At 43.2% G+C, this 14,249-nt stretch carries 17 protein-coding genes and 1 riboswitch; of the genes, 8 read left to right on the forward strand and 9 right to left on the reverse strand.

Going from position 1 to position 14,249, the window contains the following annotated elements; all coding sequences use genetic code 11:
* A partial coding sequence (locus NCCP2222_RS16245; RefSeq protein WP_248513394.1) for a metallophosphoesterase occupies positions 1-910 on the reverse strand: 910 nt, incomplete at its 3' end.
* 224 nt (positions 911-1,134) lie between these two features.
* Here NCCP2222_RS16245 and NCCP2222_RS16250 point away from each other — a divergent pair.
* Together NCCP2222_RS16250 and NCCP2222_RS16255 are read left to right on the forward strand one after the other, a co-directional pair.
* Entirely contained in the window at positions 1,135-1,881 is a 747-nt protein-coding gene (locus tag NCCP2222_RS16250) for an SAM-dependent methyltransferase (RefSeq protein ID WP_248513395.1), read from the forward strand.
* Positions 1,882-1,954: 73 nt separating this feature from the next.
* On the forward strand, positions 1,955-2,860 hold the full coding sequence (locus tag NCCP2222_RS16255) for an aminoglycoside phosphotransferase family protein (RefSeq protein WP_248513396.1): 906 nt from the start codon (positions 1,955-1,957) through the stop codon (positions 2,858-2,860).
* 156 nt (positions 2,861-3,016) lie between these two features.
* Here NCCP2222_RS16255 and NCCP2222_RS16260 read toward each other — a convergent pair whose 3' ends face one another.
* The 4 genes from NCCP2222_RS16260 to NCCP2222_RS16275 are packed head-to-tail and all read right to left on the reverse strand — an operon-like array spanning position 3,017 to position 6,277.
* A complete protein-coding gene (locus tag NCCP2222_RS16260) occupies positions 3,017-3,766 on the reverse strand; it encodes an energy-coupling factor transporter transmembrane component T family protein (RefSeq protein ID WP_248513397.1) in 750 nt (249 codons plus the stop codon).
* The gene (locus NCCP2222_RS16265; protein WP_248513398.1) at positions 3,747-5,117 is read right to left on the reverse strand and encodes an ABC transporter ATP-binding protein; all 1,371 of its coding nucleotides are present in this window, start codon (positions 5,115-5,117) and stop codon (positions 3,747-3,749) included. The genes NCCP2222_RS16260 and NCCP2222_RS16265 overlap by 20 nt, the downstream gene beginning before the upstream one ends.
* Positions 5,110-5,691, reverse strand: a complete 582-nt coding sequence (locus NCCP2222_RS16270) for an ECF transporter S component (protein WP_248513399.1) — start codon at positions 5,689-5,691, stop codon at positions 5,110-5,112. Before NCCP2222_RS16270 ends, NCCP2222_RS16265 begins: the two co-directional genes overlap by 8 nt.
* Before the next feature lies 1 nt (position 5,692).
* On the reverse strand, positions 5,693-6,277 hold the full coding sequence (locus tag NCCP2222_RS16275) for a YkoF family thiamine/hydroxymethylpyrimidine-binding protein (protein ID WP_282570725.1): 585 nt from the start codon (positions 6,275-6,277) through the stop codon (positions 5,693-5,695).
* 81 nt (positions 6,278-6,358) lie between these two features.
* A riboswitch (TPP riboswitch) is annotated at positions 6,359-6,463 on the reverse strand.
* Between the two features lie 448 nt (positions 6,464-6,911).
* On the opposite strand from NCCP2222_RS16275, the gene NCCP2222_RS16280 reads away from it, so the two are divergent.
* Positions 6,912-7,112 carry a hypothetical protein gene (locus NCCP2222_RS16280; protein WP_248513402.1) on the forward strand — a complete coding sequence of 67 codons (201 nt, stop codon included), beginning with the start codon at positions 6,912-6,914 and terminating at the stop codon, positions 7,110-7,112.
* 125 nt (positions 7,113-7,237) lie between these two features.
* Here the strand turns inward: NCCP2222_RS16280 and NCCP2222_RS20770 are convergent, their stop codons facing one another.
* The 3 genes from NCCP2222_RS20770 to ccsB form a co-directional block, all read right to left on the reverse strand.
* Positions 7,238-7,360 (reverse strand): hypothetical protein, encoded by a 123-nt coding sequence (locus tag NCCP2222_RS20770; protein ID WP_282570726.1) that lies wholly within the window; start codon positions 7,358-7,360, stop codon positions 7,238-7,240.
* 95 nt (positions 7,361-7,455) lie between these two features.
* A complete protein-coding gene (locus NCCP2222_RS16285) occupies positions 7,456-7,887 on the reverse strand; it encodes a DUF2935 domain-containing protein (RefSeq protein WP_248513404.1) in 432 nt (143 codons plus the stop codon).
* Positions 7,888-7,992: 105 nt separating this feature from the next.
* Complete coding sequence (ccsB, locus tag NCCP2222_RS16290; protein ID WP_248513406.1) at positions 7,993-9,165, reverse strand: c-type cytochrome biogenesis protein CcsB; 1,173 nt, start codon at positions 9,163-9,165, stop codon at positions 7,993-7,995.
* Between the two features lie 139 nt (positions 9,166-9,304).
* Between ccsB and NCCP2222_RS16295 the strand changes: the two genes are divergently transcribed.
* From NCCP2222_RS16295 to NCCP2222_RS16315, 5 genes are all read left to right on the forward strand, one after another.
* A complete protein-coding gene (locus NCCP2222_RS16295; RefSeq protein WP_248513407.1) occupies positions 9,305-10,570 on the forward strand; it encodes a sensor histidine kinase in 1,266 nt (421 codons plus the stop codon).
* A 4-nt stretch (positions 10,571-10,574) separates the two neighbouring features.
* Complete coding sequence (locus NCCP2222_RS16300; protein ID WP_248513408.1) at positions 10,575-11,327, forward strand: LytR/AlgR family response regulator transcription factor; 753 nt, start codon at positions 10,575-10,577, stop codon at positions 11,325-11,327.
* Between the two features lie 88 nt (positions 11,328-11,415).
* Positions 11,416-12,069 (forward strand): GntR family transcriptional regulator, encoded by a 654-nt coding sequence (locus NCCP2222_RS16305; RefSeq protein WP_248513409.1) that lies wholly within the window; start codon positions 11,416-11,418, stop codon positions 12,067-12,069.
* A gap of 123 nt (positions 12,070-12,192) precedes the next feature.
* Entirely contained in the window at positions 12,193-12,597 is a 405-nt protein-coding gene (locus NCCP2222_RS16310; RefSeq protein ID WP_248513411.1) for a CidA/LrgA family protein, read from the forward strand.
* Positions 12,567-13,259, forward strand: coding sequence for an LrgB family protein (locus tag NCCP2222_RS16315; protein ID WP_248513412.1), 693 nt, complete (start codon positions 12,567-12,569; stop codon positions 13,257-13,259). The genes NCCP2222_RS16310 and NCCP2222_RS16315 overlap by 31 nt, the downstream gene beginning before the upstream one ends.
* A gap of 59 nt (positions 13,260-13,318) precedes the next feature.
* Here NCCP2222_RS16315 and NCCP2222_RS16320 read toward each other — a convergent pair.
* Positions 13,319-14,249 (reverse strand): APC family permease (locus NCCP2222_RS16320; protein ID WP_248513413.1); only part of this gene is annotated, 931 nt, incomplete at its 5' end.

Consider the following 14,249-nt stretch of genomic DNA (forward strand, 5'->3'; position numbering starts at 1 on the left):
CATTCTTCACCCATTGCTGGATGCCCAAGTTCTTATTTTCACACAAGGTAAAATACACTTCTCTCTGTATCTCCTGCACCTCGTAATTCGGATAGGTGACAGTTCCGTAGTTTCCCGTCCGATCCTGGTGGGTTTGCTTGATTTCCGCAACTGGCAGTTCATCCACAAATACATTAGAAATATCATGCCCCTCCCAAATCAGCGCGTTCAGCTGTCCATCCCGCTTGATGCCATTTCCTCCATCGAGCGCAATCACTTTCGCGGACTTGTCGATAACTGGCGAATTGGAACTGATCGTATCCGCCCTATAATTAACGACAGGCCAATGCCCAACAATGACTGTCTTATCCGCCATATGCCCCTGTTCATAGAAAGATGGCATGTATAAGGCGTTCTCCAAGCTTGTATTTTGCCAGTCAGATCGCTTTTCCACTCCTGCGTGGATGAGTATGAACTCATCTGTCTCAAATGCAACCGGCAAGTTTTCCAGCCAATGGAGTGTTTCGCCGAAGTGGTTCTCATAGAACTCTCCTAGCTCTTCCAACGTAGAAAAGTGATCCAGTTGTTTATCCTGCTTAACAAGCATTTCATTCAAAATGGAATAGGGCTGTTTGGCCATATAATTCCTAATGCCCTCCACATGGTCAAATACGTACCGGTGAACAATGTCGCAATTGCCTTTCGTAATGAAGACACGCTCCGATGCGGCAGACAGCTCTCTCGCATAAGCAACCGTGGCAAGACTATCTGGCCCCTTCTCGCAAAGATCTCCGTTGATAAACAAGTAATCTTCCGGCGTATAGTTCACTTTCTCGAGCAGTCTTTTGAATAAAGGCAAGTTTGCATGGATGTCTGAAATAATGATGACTCGCCTGTCTTTGTCCAACTTTACATTTCGAATATCAATCAAGATGTTCCGTCTCCTCACATGGCTCCTTCTACTGTTACTACAAGTTTATCATATCGTTCACTGACTTATTGTAATAGATTGAATGTAATTAATTTAAAAGCGCGATGTCCTGCACTTTTATACTAAAAATTATGTATACTCAAATTGAGAGGAGCGATCACTTATGGGCATCCGGAACTTGAAGCACCTTCTGTAATTCGAACAAACTTACAGGAGGAATAAAAATGACAACAAACAAATGGGTACTTCCCTTTTATCAGAAACAGTTTGAATGGCTCGACTCTAGCATGGAAGAGCGAATGAAAGAAGATATTGAACGGCAAGTGGATGAAGTACAAGAGCAGGTTGGCAAAACATATGAAACAATGCTGGAAATCGGAGCGGGCAGCGGCATCCTCGCAAGAGGGCTTTCTCAGCGGGGTGTCAAAATGACAACGCTGGAGCTTGTGCCGGAATTAGTTAAATTCGCAAAAAGCCGCTCTCCTGAAACCATTACGATTCACCAAGGTGATTTTTACACATACGAATTTGAAGAACGATTTGATGTCGTTGGCTACTTCGATGGATTTGGCGTTGGCAGTGACGAGGAACAGCTTTTCCTCCTGAAACGAATAGCCAACTGGATCAAAAAGGATGGTTGTGCACTGATTGATATTTATCAGCCTACACATTGGCAAAAGGCAGCCGGCCAGGAAATGAAGTTGGATCGCGCCAGCCGAAGATACGAGTATGACGAAGAAAACTGCCGCATGCTCGATACGTGGTGGTCTATTGACAGGCCGGATGAGCCTGTTACCCAATCATTGCGCTGCTATACGATTGAAGAAATCAGCAGCCTATGCCACGAAGCCGGCCTGCACATCACGGGGATTTTCCCCGGCGGCAAGATGGATTACAATGAGTGGGTCTACCATCCGATTGCGCCTCTTACTGAGTGTTTGGGGTATCGGGTTAAAGTGAAAATTGCTTAACAGCAACATTGATTTTTCTAGAAACAATTAGGTTTACTGATTTTATTTAAAATTCATAGGCAGGGGTGAGGCTGTGAGTAAAACACTAATAAAACAGATTCCTAAATTAAGTAATTGCAAAGAAGCTTTCGAAATTAAAAAGGGTTTTTCCTCCGATGAAAAATTTCTAATACACATGCAAGACGGTAAAAATAAACTACTACTTCGGATGTTTGCTTTAGAAGCGTTGGAATTGAAGAAAAAAGAGTACTCTATTTTGGAAAGGATGCAGGATTATGATGTAACTTGTTCAAAACCGATTTCGATAGGCGAGGTAGGTAATCGAGGATATATGATCACGTCATATTTAGAGGGGAAGGATGCAGAGGATGAAATCGTAAAATACTCAGAACTAGAACAATATCGTCTTGGTATTGAGGCAGGAAAGGAATTAAGAAAAATGCATCAATTAACTGCCCCAAGTCATATTTCTTCATGGTATGTTAGGAAAGCTGAAAAGCATAAGAAATATATAGATGCTTACTTAGCATGTGAGGTAAAGATTGAAAATGACCAAAAATTAATAAGTTTTATTGATGAGAATATCCATCTCATGAAACATCGCCCAAACTTATTTCAACATGATGATTTTCACCTTGGGAACATCATTGTGACTAATAAAAAATTCGCTGGTACTATAGACTTTGGCAGCTTTGATTGGGGAGATCCGATTCATGAATTTCTAAAGGTAGGAATTTTTAGCCGAGGAGTAAGCATTCCCTTTTCAATAGGACAAATCAGAGGTTATTTTAATAATAAAGAACCAGATGAAGACTTCTGGAGGCTGTATTCACTTTACTTAGCGATGTGCGTTTTCTCAACTGTTGTATGGACTACAAATACAATTCCTAACCAGATGAATGAAATGTTAGATAAAGTTTATTTGTATTTAGAAGATCATGATTTCTTTAACAGGATAAAACCCAAGTGGTATCAATAGAAGAGAAGTTTTTTAAAGTTAGTTTTAACGTGCTTTAGTTGTACTGAGTGGCTGACTGTATTTATATAGAGCAGTCTGAAATATTAAAGATATAGATAAAAGCGAGCGGATAAAATGATGATCACTTTATCCGCTCGCTGAGCTCACTATAGAATTTCACTTTAATGTTATTGCACAACCTGCTGCCAATATGAAAATGAAGAGCGCACTCATGACAACATCATTTTTGCCTACTCGGACGACTTGATAAAATTCCACCCTCTTCTCTCCCGTAAAACCTCTCGCTTCCATCGCAAAAGCCGAACGTTCCGCTTTCCGGACGGCGCCCGCCAGCATCGGCAACAGAAGGCGTCTTACATTCCATAGGCGGACAATTGCGTTCCTATCCCGAACAGCTCCACGCAACCGATGCGCCTGCTGAATATGAACGAATTCTTCTTTCATAACAGGCAGAAATTGATAGCCAACTAATATACTATAAGCGATTTTAGGTGACAGCTTTAATTGCTGCATTAGACTTAAGATGAACTTCGTTGGATCCGTAGTAAAGGCAAAAAGCAGAGACAGTCCGGCAAATGCAAGTACCCGGAAACTAAGGGATAATGCATGGTCCAATTGTGTTCTCGTAATGTCATACTGAAACACCGACCAGACAACAGCACCGGTCCGGTCCTCTGCAAAAACGATCGTCGTCCAAAAGTAGCCAAATGACATGATCAAAAAGGGGATCATGAACAACAGCCACTTCTTCCAATCAATCGTGCTAAAGCAAAGCTGCAAAAGGATTACCCCGCCCCAGCAAATCAACGGTGTCCACGGATTAAAGAAAAACGCCAATGTCAGCATGCAAACTGTGATGATTAGGAATTTCACAGAAGGATTCATCTTATGCAAAGCTTGCTTCATATTCCATCGCTCCCTTCGGCGCCAGCAACCGATGGGCTTCTAGCAATTTTGGCTCTCTCCAGACATCGTCTGCTTGAAAAGCACCTGTCAAACTTCCATCTTTCATTAACAGAATACGGTCCGCTATGGCATATGCAAACTCCATATCATGCGTGACAATGAGAAATGCCGTTCCTTCCCTGGCCCTTTCGTCAATCAAGCGGGATAGCTCTTGTAACGAAACGGCATCTTGGCCGGACGTCGGTTCATCCATTAATATGACATCCCTTCCATCATTCAGCATAGCCGCAATGGCAACACGCCGTTTCTGCCCGTGGCTTACCGCAAACGGATGGGAACCGGCAACCTGCTCCAGTTGCATCGCCTCCATTATTTCTCTAGACTTCTGTCCTCCCCCGTAAGCAATTTCCTCCTCCACTGTTTTGGAGACGAAAAGAAATTCCGGAGACTGTGGGACATATCCTAATGTCTTTGGGGCGACCGTCCCTTTCGCAGGAACTAAACCTGCGAGCGCCTTGAGCATCGTTGACTTCCCGCTCCCGTTCTGGCCCGCCAATACGGCCACTTCTCCCTTCTGGAGTGTAAATGAAGCTTGCTGGAGAAAAGTGGATGTGCACAGTTTCTCAACCCGCAAAGCACTTTCTTTCCGTATAGAAGGTGTGCGCTTCTTTATCCCGCTTAGTTGCGGCTGTCCTTGCAGCTCAAGTTCACGGTTAAAAAATCGGCCCCATAAGTCCAAGCGGTGCTCAATCGCAACAACCGTAAATCCACGTTCTTGCTGCAATCGGTCAAGTAAGCAGACAAAGGACCGGGCAGAGAGCGGATCCAAATGGGAGAGTGGTTCATCGAGCAACAAGATTTCAGGCTCCATGATTAAAGCACAAGCTAGTGCAATCCGTTGCTTTTCTCCACCCGACAACTGTTGAATGACAGCATCCCGAAACTCAGTCAGCTCGGTCAGCCGCAATACGTCTGCTATTTTCCCATCCATTTCAGAACGCGGTGTACGCAGGTTTTCGAGAGTGAACGCCAGCTCTTCCTCGACGGTGCGCATGCAAAATTGAGAGTCTGGATCTTGAAAGACGGTGGCAACCCGGTGATTTACTTCGCCTGGGGCATATTCAAGTGCGTGTCTCCCAAATATCGTAATATGGCCTTTCAATTCCCCATCACAGTTTTCCGGATACAGCCGGTTGATTAAATAAAGGATCGTTGATTTGCCGCAGCCGCTTGGACCCGTCATGACAACCCGTTCTCCTGCCTGAATGGAAAAAGAAAGGTCTTCGACTAACCATGCCGTGTCATCGGGATACCGAAAGCCTACCGAATCAAATGCAATGACTTCATGCACGCGCGTCACCCTTCACAGCCCTTGCAATAGGATAGCCCCGAAGAGAACCAGTCGCGAGCAATCCATCCACAACAAACTTTCCGCCGACACCGGCAATGAGCGCCCCACTCGCTATTCGGATGCCAAGCATTAACATCACATAGCCAGGATGGAATACCGAAAACCCGCCCAGCAGATAGCCGTAGGCAAAGCTGAATATCGAAGAACCGACACCCGCCAACATCAGAACCGGCAAGGTGAACCGCTTATATCCAGTTGCCGCAAAAGCAGCTTCTGCACCCAGCCCTTGAATGAGTCCAGATAATATTAAACGCGGTCCGACCGCATTCCCCAGGAGCACTTCGATTGCCGCAGCAATAGTTTCCGAAATGACAGCGGCTCCAGGTTTTCGGATTATATACATACAAATGATCGACACGATGAACCAGATACCGAAAATCCACTCATATGCGATCGGTCCAATAAAGCCAGCCCAAATATTGCCGACATGCAAAAATAGTAAATAGACAATGCCAAACACGACAGAAAATAAAGCCATCAGGACGACTTCTTTCAATTTCCACTTTGCAAGCATATTAGCGCCCTCCTTCATGGGAAGGACTGTTGATGCTCAAGGATACCGTCATGACAAGATGGCGATGGTTCTCAGATCGTGCATTCGTAAAGGCGTCTTCATAGAAAGCGAACACCTTGTGAATATCACCATGAATGCCACTGGCATAATGCATCGACTCATTAAAGACACCCTGCTCCTTCGCACGGTCCACTTCCCGGTAGATGAGATCCATATAAGAAGGATTATTCATCGGATACAAAGCAAACTGCGAGGACACATACTGTTTCGTGTCATCCGTATTCAATAATTCATCGTCAACCTCCAAATAGACATCCCCCGCGCTATCGCCCGGACAGCCTGCAGAAAATGTTCCGGATAGGGCAACATGCTTTCCACTCTTTGCCGCGTGCAGCGTCAGTGCCTTCGCCACATTGAAAACATGCGCCTGCTTGCCTCGGATCACCGTGGACACATCATCCGTATGCATCCAAACAGCCGACGTATCCGTCTCCTCCAGCGCCCCCTTAATAATCGAAACAAAATCATCTGCCATCGGATACAGCGAAAACCGGAATCCGACAATTGGACTTGTACCACATTGCATGGTCAAAACCCCCTCTGAAATTTTCATAAAAAAAGAGACTACATCCGAGGAGATGTAGCCACTTGTCCATTTGCAAACAAAGGGAAAGTCACTACACTTCCCCACGCAGGCATTATCCTGATCGGGTCATAAGGGATCGGAGCCATGCTCACATCTCAGCCAAAAACGGCACCCCTAGTGCAGAAACGGTATGTAGTTCAATTTTATGATTGCCATCAGTATAGTATATGGGGGAGGGATTGTAAACAGGGCGAAATGGGGAGTATGTAAGTTGTTGGTGTTTTGAGAGGAGGATATGGACGCTGGTAGTTGGGCTTGCTAGTTAGAGAAGGTCTTGATTTTTTTTAGTTTACTGTTGTTCGGGATTGGTTCTGGGTTTGTTTTGAGGTATTGGCGTTCAGCCGGAGTTATTGGCGTTCATTTTGATTTATTGACGTTCATTTTGATTTATTGACGTTCAGCTAGTGTTATTGGCGTTCATTTTGTTTTATTGGCGTTCGGCTGGAGTTATTGGCGTTTATTTTGATTTATTGGCGTTCGGCTGGTGTTATCGGGGTTCAATTTGTTTTACTAGTGTTTAGCTGGAGTAATTGATGTTCACTTCGTTTTACCTGCGTTCAGCCGGGGTTTTCTGGTGTTCATTTCATTATTCTGGCGTTCAGCCGGGTTTTCTGACGTTCATTTCGTTATTCTGGCGTTCAGCCGGGTTTTCTGGCGTTCATTTCGTTATTCTGGCGTTCAGCCGAGTTTTCTGGCGTTCATTTCGTTATTCTGGCGTTCAGTCGGGTTTTCTGGCGTTCAGCCGGGTATTCTGGCGTTCAGCCGAGTTTTCTAGCGTTCATTTCGTTATTCTGGCGTTCAACCGAGTTTTCTGGCGTTCGCCTCATTATAATGGCGTTCAGCCCATTCCCCATGCTCACTCAAATAAAAAACACCAGCCATCCTGCCGGCCGGTGCTTCTTAACTTGCATTTTTTTGTAAATCTTCATATATCGCACGCGCTTTTTGTTCTGCACGCTCTTTATCTTTGGCATATACTGTAATTAGTTTGTTTTCAAAGATAAAATTCCACTGTTTTGACATATCGATCACCTGCCTTCATGTAAACCACCTTTAATCTATTCCACGTTTGCAGGTGTGTTAAACATTATTCTATCAATAATTTTCTAGAACACTTTTCACGCCGGCGGACTTTCATATAAAATGGTCCGGGCGATTCCAACAAAATATTCGGATTCTCGAATAATGTGATTGAGAAGTGTCTTGGCGAATGGATTATCCTTCGCTGCGGCGCTGTTCACCTCAATTTCTCGGCATAATTCAATAAACTTCAAGCTCTCCTCCAGGCAGTATTTTATCAGTTCCGATACTTGCTCTTGGAGCTCCTCAAACGCATATCCAGCCCGAATGACCGTTTCCACGTAGCTCACGACTTGCTGATGAGTTTCCGTAAGCGCCTGTTCCCACTCTTTTAGTGCTTGCACATATTCCGGCTCCAGTCCATCCAGTGCCTCCCGAATGACTTCGGTGTGCTCCGCCTCTTGGTGTTTCCAGAATTCCGCTTCGTCCAGCAAGCGTAAAGGCATTTGATTTCCATAATAATATTGCATGGCATGATCCCCTTCCTCCACAGTACATGTTACTGTATGAATTACGAAGAGATGATATGCAAATAGAACGGAAATTCGTGGGGAAAACAAATTACCATATTCTTATTACGCATAGGAATGTAATCCTGAAATAACTAAATTGACAAATACTTGATTAAATACAATTAAACCAAATCCAATGACTGCCATCCAAGCTGTCCGTGTTCCCAGCCACTCCCGTGAAGTACGCAAATGAAGGAGCCCTGCATAAAATAGCCAAGTAATTAACGCCCATACTTCTTTCGGATCCCAGCCCCAGAAACGTCCCCATGCAAAATGAGCCCAAATCATTGCGAAAAGTAACCCTCCTAAAGAAAATAGAGGAAACCCGATGAGGACGGCCCGATATGATATTTCATCCATCAGCGGCAGATTCACTTTCTTCGTAAGTGGTTTCATGGCTTGTATGATTTTTCTGCGAGTTAGTAATCGAAATAAGAAGTATAGGATAGTCCCGGTTAAGAAAGCCCACGTAATAGAATTGAGTTTTTTTGCATCAATTACATTGGGAAGTGGAATCCCTGCCAGCTTCTCCTCCCCTTCATGAACAACAGCATCTTTTGTTATAAAAATAGCGGGCATGTGGTATATCGCTTTTTCCTCCATTCCGCTCCTGTCTTCAAATCGTACGACCCTCTCTTCTGTCGTCATTGAGAAGGTCAATGAGCTTAGAATAAATCCAATAACAACAACCAAACAATACATAACAAACTCTAATCCTCTTGTCTGGATTGTCTTTCGATCCACATCTGTTTCACGCAGCAAATATATGAAGCCAGATGCAAACGCGACAGAAAGCACTGCACTCGAGAGAGCGACAGTTATCACGTGAATGGCAAGCCAATGACTCTGAAGTGCCGGGACAAGAGGCGATGCTTCTCTTGTAAAAACGGCTCCATATCCTATAATGATTAATGTAACTGGTATTGAAAACAATGGCACCACCAGCTGTTTATATAGATGGTGAATCAGCAGTGTGCTGCCTACTAGCATAATGCCAAAGAATGTCATGAACTCATACATATTGCCGACAGGAGCATGTCCAATGGCAGCCCATCTGCATGTGAAGTAAATTAGTTGCAGGATAAATGCCAAGAATGTTAACGCCAGTCCCATTCGTCCAATCCATTTCTTATTGGATTGGATTGCCGCAGCAATCGGTATGATAGCAAGTAATAATAAGAGAAAAGATAAAAATAGGGATTGGCTACTTAATTCAATCAAACTGATAGACGACATAATATAAACCTCCATTTCTATGGTTGTTAAACTGACTATTTCATCAAGAATTTATTATAGGCAGTCCGCCCAATCGAATGGAGGTTTTATCCTAAACGTATAAAAAATGATCATGACCGTCAGGGAATGGAGCGCGTCCATGCTATTTATCTTATTTAGCCTTTTAAATTATTTTATTTTATACGGCTCACTTTTTTATGTACTTTCCTTGCGAGTAACTGTATCACGCTTCCTTGCCAGTTTCTTTCTGAATGCCGTTGTCGCGTCTCTCGCCTATTATTATTTTAGCCATCTTTGGATTTCTATTTTTTCAGGCATCTTATTTAGCGGCGGCTTATTTTATTTATTCTCCCGAAGGACAAGCGCATTTCTACATTCTATTGTCATCCCAATTGGCAGCCTCCTGGCAGAATATACGTCAGCTCTGGTCGTTCACCAATTTGAACTTCCTCTTTATATCCATGGCTGTCTCATCGTTCTGTTACTTGCCATTTTTGTAACTCTTTATAAGCGTGCAATTGATTATTATGAGGACGCCATTGGCTCATCCACTCTTTCGAAGGCCGTCTTATTGCTAATTGCCGGACTAACATTTATTGTGTTTTATTCACTTGTCTTTATTCCCTCGGAAAAGGGAGAATTCGATCTATCAGCATTCAATTTATCACTTTTGTTTTTTTATTTTCTCATTATGATAGCCCTGTCAGGGATTTTTCTCTATACAGTAAATAAAGAAAAAAAGCTGACCGACAAGCTTAAGGAGCAACAGCAATTCTCCCATTATGTACAAGCATTAGAGCAAGTGAACCGCGAAATGCAATCCTTTCACCATGATTATGCGAATATCTTGCTTTCATTGCAGGGATACATGGAAACCGAGGATTGGGAAGGGTTGAAATGCTTTTTTGAAAAACAAATTCTAAAGACCGAGGAACAGACACTTGCCAGGAATCGAATATTCCATCAGCTTGACCGGTTGTCGATTACTGAAGTAAAAGGGATTTTGGCTACGAAACTTATTCAAGCAGATAAGCTATCCATTCCCGTAAACATTGAAATCCCGGATCCCATAGAAACCATCTCTTTAAATACGATCGATTTGACTCGTATCTTAGGGATCTTCATGGACAACGCCATAGAAGAAAGTACCCTTGTAAAGGACCCACAAATTAACTTGGCTTTTATCTCCAATGAGAATCAAGTCATTATTGTCTTTGAGAATAAAATGAAAGAAAGAGCTGAATCCGTATCTGCTTTTTACGAGGAGCATTATTCAACAAAGGGGCAAAATCGTGGCTTAGGGCTTCCGATTGCTAAGAAAATACTTTCAGGTTATCCAAATGTTACATTCAATTCCCATATCGAGAGCGGCTGGTTTATTCATATCGTAATTATTGAGAGGTGAGAAAATGAAAATAGTCATTTGTGAAGATGATCAGCTGCAACGGGATCAATTACTGAGTGAAGTTCAGAGCTACGCGAATTTTCATGAACCCAGTATCGAAGTTGTCCTTTGTACAGGCAAGCCTGAAGAAGTATTGGCTTATTCACAAAGCCAGCAAGCGGATTGCTATTTACTTGATATCGAGTTGAATCACCAGCTCGATGGTATGGATATCGCCATGGGCATCCGGCAAAATGATCCACTTGCGAGTATTATTTTTATAACGACACATGCCGATCGATTAAAGCTAACCTTTTCGTATAAATTGGCTGCTCTCGATTTTATTGTGAAAGATACACCAAAACGGATTTCTGCTCAATTAAGAGAAGCATTACAAGCCGCTTTCACCACCTATAAGCAAATTGGCCAGTCAGAACAAATTCCGATGGTTCAACTTGAAATCGGTGAGCGAATTAAAAATATTAAAATTCAAGACATTTATTACATTGAGACCTCTCCGCTCCCACATAAGCTTACGTTATATGATTGCAATGGCTTTTATGAGTTCTATGGTAAATTAAAGGATTTCGAACAATTGGATAGCACTTTTTTCCGTTGCCATAAAAGCTTTTTAATTAATTTACTTCACGTCAAAGAGGTAAACAAGAAAAGTCGTACGGTACTAATGGCAAATGGGGCGACATGTGATGTTTCCTTTCGATTGGTAAAGGAGTTGCAGAAGCGATTGATCAGTGAACAAGAGAAACGATTGAATTAAGGTCAATTGCATGATTATCACTATAGTGATATACTTTTTAATAGCCTGGTATTCCAGATACCAGCTTTCCTACTTCGGAGGGGATACGATGGATTTAAGCAAAATAGCACAACCTGAACTTTTTAAGGACCAGGCTTATAAGGAGATAAAAAAAGCGATTATCTCGTATTCCATTGAGCCGGGCGCTATGCTTTCAGAGCGCTCTTTAAGTGACAGTCTCGGCATCAGCCGGACTCCGTTGAAGCTTGCCTTGCAACAGCTAGAAGTGGAGGGCTGGGTCATGTCTGTTCCTAGGAAAGGTATTTTTGTGAAAGAAATTACTGAATCAGATGTCAGAGAAGTGTTTGAACTTCGCCGGGCCAATGAGGTGCTTGTGGTCGAGCTTCTCATTCCTTTGTTGAATGAAGAGACATTACATCAGATTGAAGCAAAATACAAAGAACTAATCGATGAACAGCATGATGCTTTTAAAGTAGTGCAACTCGATTCAGAGTTCCACTTATATCTTGCCGAGCTAAGCCAAAACCGCCGGCTGCATCAATTAATTAAAAATCTTACAGACCACTTTCAATGGTTCGGGATGGCTGCATTAAAGTCGGGAAAAAGCCTGGAAGAAATTACTCAGGAACACGGCTCGATTATTGAAGCGCTGCGTCTACGGGATGTGGCCGTAGCCAAAAAAGCGGTGCTGCTCCATCTGGACAATACCTACCATTCCATCAGGCAGAATTTGCAGAATTGAGCACTCGTTACGGCAGAACAGAAAGAAAAGACAAATTTAAAACATCCCACTTGTCCTGTGATCAACTTAGAAAAACAAACTAGAAAGAAGGAAGTTGCTCCTCAGCGAAGAAGCAACGTAGACATGAAACCTCTTATTATTTGCCTACAGATAGGCGTTCTTTTTATGTTTTCGTATATTGGCACTGTAATTCAAAATTTCTTCCATTTAATTATTCCCGGTAGCATTATTGGACTGATCCTCCTCTTTCTCTGTTTATGCTTGAAAGTGGTCCCTGTCCAATTAATTGACCAAGGAGCGGGCTTTTTGCTGAGCATTTTAACGTTATTATTCGTACCGATGACGGTCGGCATCATGAAATATCCTTTCTTGCTCTCTTGGCAAGGTTTGCTTTTATTCGCGGCTGTCCTTGTGAGCACCATTCTTACCATCGGCATCTCGGGCCTATCCAGCCAATTTTTTGAGAAGAGTGCAGAGAAAAGGAAGGAGGATCAAAAATGCAACAAGCGTTATACGCATTCCTCATGATCCTTTTGACGGTAGCTTGCTTTTTGATGATGGCTAAGCTTTATGCTAGGCTGGCCTTTTCATTTTTAATACCTGTGTTAACGTCCACCTTTTTGATCATTGTGATTCTGGTTGCCTGTAAAATTCCGTATGAAAGCTATATGGAGGGCGGCAAGTGGATCAATTCGCTTCTTGGGCCCGCTGTTGTGGCACTGGCTTTTCCACTTTATAAACAGCGTGAATTTTTAAAGAAGCACCTGGTTCTCATCATTGGGAACGTGGCCATCGCGGGATTCGTCGGAATGGTGAGTGTGGCGTTGATTGCCAAATCGTTTCATTTAGATCACTCTTTGAGCCTTTCTATTCTGCCGAAGTCGGTGACAACTCCCGTCGCGATGGCGGTGGCCGACGGCTTAGGAGGCCGTGCGTCTATGGCAATTGTCGGCGTCATGATTGCAGGCATATTCGGAACCATGTTAGCTCCGTACATCTTTCGTCTTTTCGGCGTTGAAAGTTCTGTTGGTAGAGGAATTGCACTCGGCAGTGCGTCCCACGCATTAGGAACTTCAAAGGCTGCTGAATATAATGAGCTGGCCTTTTCCATGGCCTCTGTATCCATGACGTTGAATGCAATTATGAGTTCTTTGCTTGGACCTATCATTGCTTGGCTATTGCTTAGTTGATCTATAAAAACAGCTATAAAAAGAGTGCCGGAATTTATCCAGGCACTCTTTTTATATAGTTACAACTCCGCAAGAGTAGGAGGCAGTTTCTTAAATCCTTTCGTTGTCACGAGCGAATAAATAACCCCAAGGGCCAGCCATACAAAACCAACCTTCAATGTCGTATGGGACAAGTTAATAAAAAGATAGAAACAGATGAGAAAACCAAGTCCGGGTATTAGGAAGTAGCGGACAATTTTGCGTTCCTTTTTTCGGAAAAAATAATAGATGATGACCGATAAATTTACGAACATGAATCCTGTCAGTCCGCCAAAATTCATTAATTCGGCTACCAAATTAATCGGTAAAAAGATCGCGCCCACAATACTAATTCCACACATTAATAAAATATTGTACATGGGTGTTTGATATTTGGGATGCAACCGTGTGAAGAATTTTTTCGGAAGCACTTCATCCCTTCCCATGCTGAACATTAATCGGGAAGCACTCGCTTGTCCTGTTAAACCGGCGGTAAATGTGGACACGATGACCGCGACTGTAAACAGCGTCGCTAACAGTGCACCGCCTGCCCGTTCCGCCACCTCGAACAAAGCCGTATCTTCAGATTGGAAACTGCCTACATCCGGCCAGATAAGCTGCGCCACATACGCTTGCGCAATAAAAATGATGCCGCCGATCAAGCAAGAAAGCATCGCCGCTTTCCAAATATCATTTTTGGGATCAACTGCTTCTTCAGATAATGTCGTAATGGAGTCAAATCCTAAAAATGAGAAACATGCAATCGCTGCACCGGAGACAATTGCTCCAATTGCGAACGTATCACTCGCAAAGAACGGCGTAATGGAAACTAAAGCGGAGGCCCCCTCTTCTACTGTGATCGCTTTTATACAAAAAACCACGAAGATGGCGACGATGACTCCCATGAATAAAACGAGAATCCGGTTCGTTTTAGCGGCCATCTGCATGCCGAGAATATTGATCACCGTGATG

The sequence above is a fragment of the Sporosarcina sp. NCCP-2222 genome, from assembly GCF_023168145.1.
GTDB lineage: Bacteria > Bacillota > Bacilli > Bacillales_A > Planococcaceae > Sporosarcina.

Excerpts from the sequence above, each read along its gene's own strand:
- NCCP2222_RS16275 (WP_282570725.1), bottom strand. The coding sequence starts at position 6,277 with ATGCAATGTGGTACAAGTCCAATTGTCGGATTCCGGTTTTCGCTGTAT.
- NCCP2222_RS16260 (WP_248513397.1), bottom strand. The coding sequence starts at position 3,766 with ATGAAGCAAGCTTTGCATAAGATGAATCCTTCTGTGAAATTCCTAATC.
- NCCP2222_RS16300 (WP_248513408.1), top strand. The coding sequence starts at position 10,575 with ATGAAAATAGTCATTTGTGAAGATGATCAGCTGCAACGGGATCAATTA.
- NCCP2222_RS16310 (WP_248513411.1), top strand. The coding sequence starts at position 12,193 with ATGAAACCTCTTATTATTTGCCTACAGATAGGCGTTCTTTTTATGTTT.
- NCCP2222_RS16270 (WP_248513399.1), bottom strand. The coding sequence starts at position 5,691 with ATGCTTGCAAAGTGGAAATTGAAAGAAGTCGTCCTGATGGCTTTATTT.
- NCCP2222_RS16305 (WP_248513409.1), top strand. The coding sequence starts at position 11,416 with ATGGATTTAAGCAAAATAGCACAACCTGAACTTTTTAAGGACCAGGCT.
- NCCP2222_RS16315 (WP_248513412.1), top strand. The coding sequence starts at position 12,567 with ATGCAACAAGCGTTATACGCATTCCTCATGATCCTTTTGACGGTAGCT.
- NCCP2222_RS20770 (WP_282570726.1), bottom strand. The coding sequence starts at position 7,360 with ATGTCAAAACAGTGGAATTTTATCTTTGAAAACAAACTAATTACAGTA.
- NCCP2222_RS16250 (WP_248513395.1), top strand. The coding sequence starts at position 1,135 with ATGACAACAAACAAATGGGTACTTCCCTTTTATCAGAAACAGTTTGAA.
- NCCP2222_RS16285 (WP_248513404.1), bottom strand. The coding sequence starts at position 7,887 with ATGCAATATTATTATGGAAATCAAATGCCTTTACGCTTGCTGGACGAA.
- NCCP2222_RS16295 (WP_248513407.1), top strand. The coding sequence starts at position 9,305 with ATGCTATTTATCTTATTTAGCCTTTTAAATTATTTTATTTTATACGGC.
- ccsB (WP_248513406.1), bottom strand. The coding sequence starts at position 9,165 with ATGTCGTCTATCAGTTTGATTGAATTAAGTAGCCAATCCCTATTTTTA.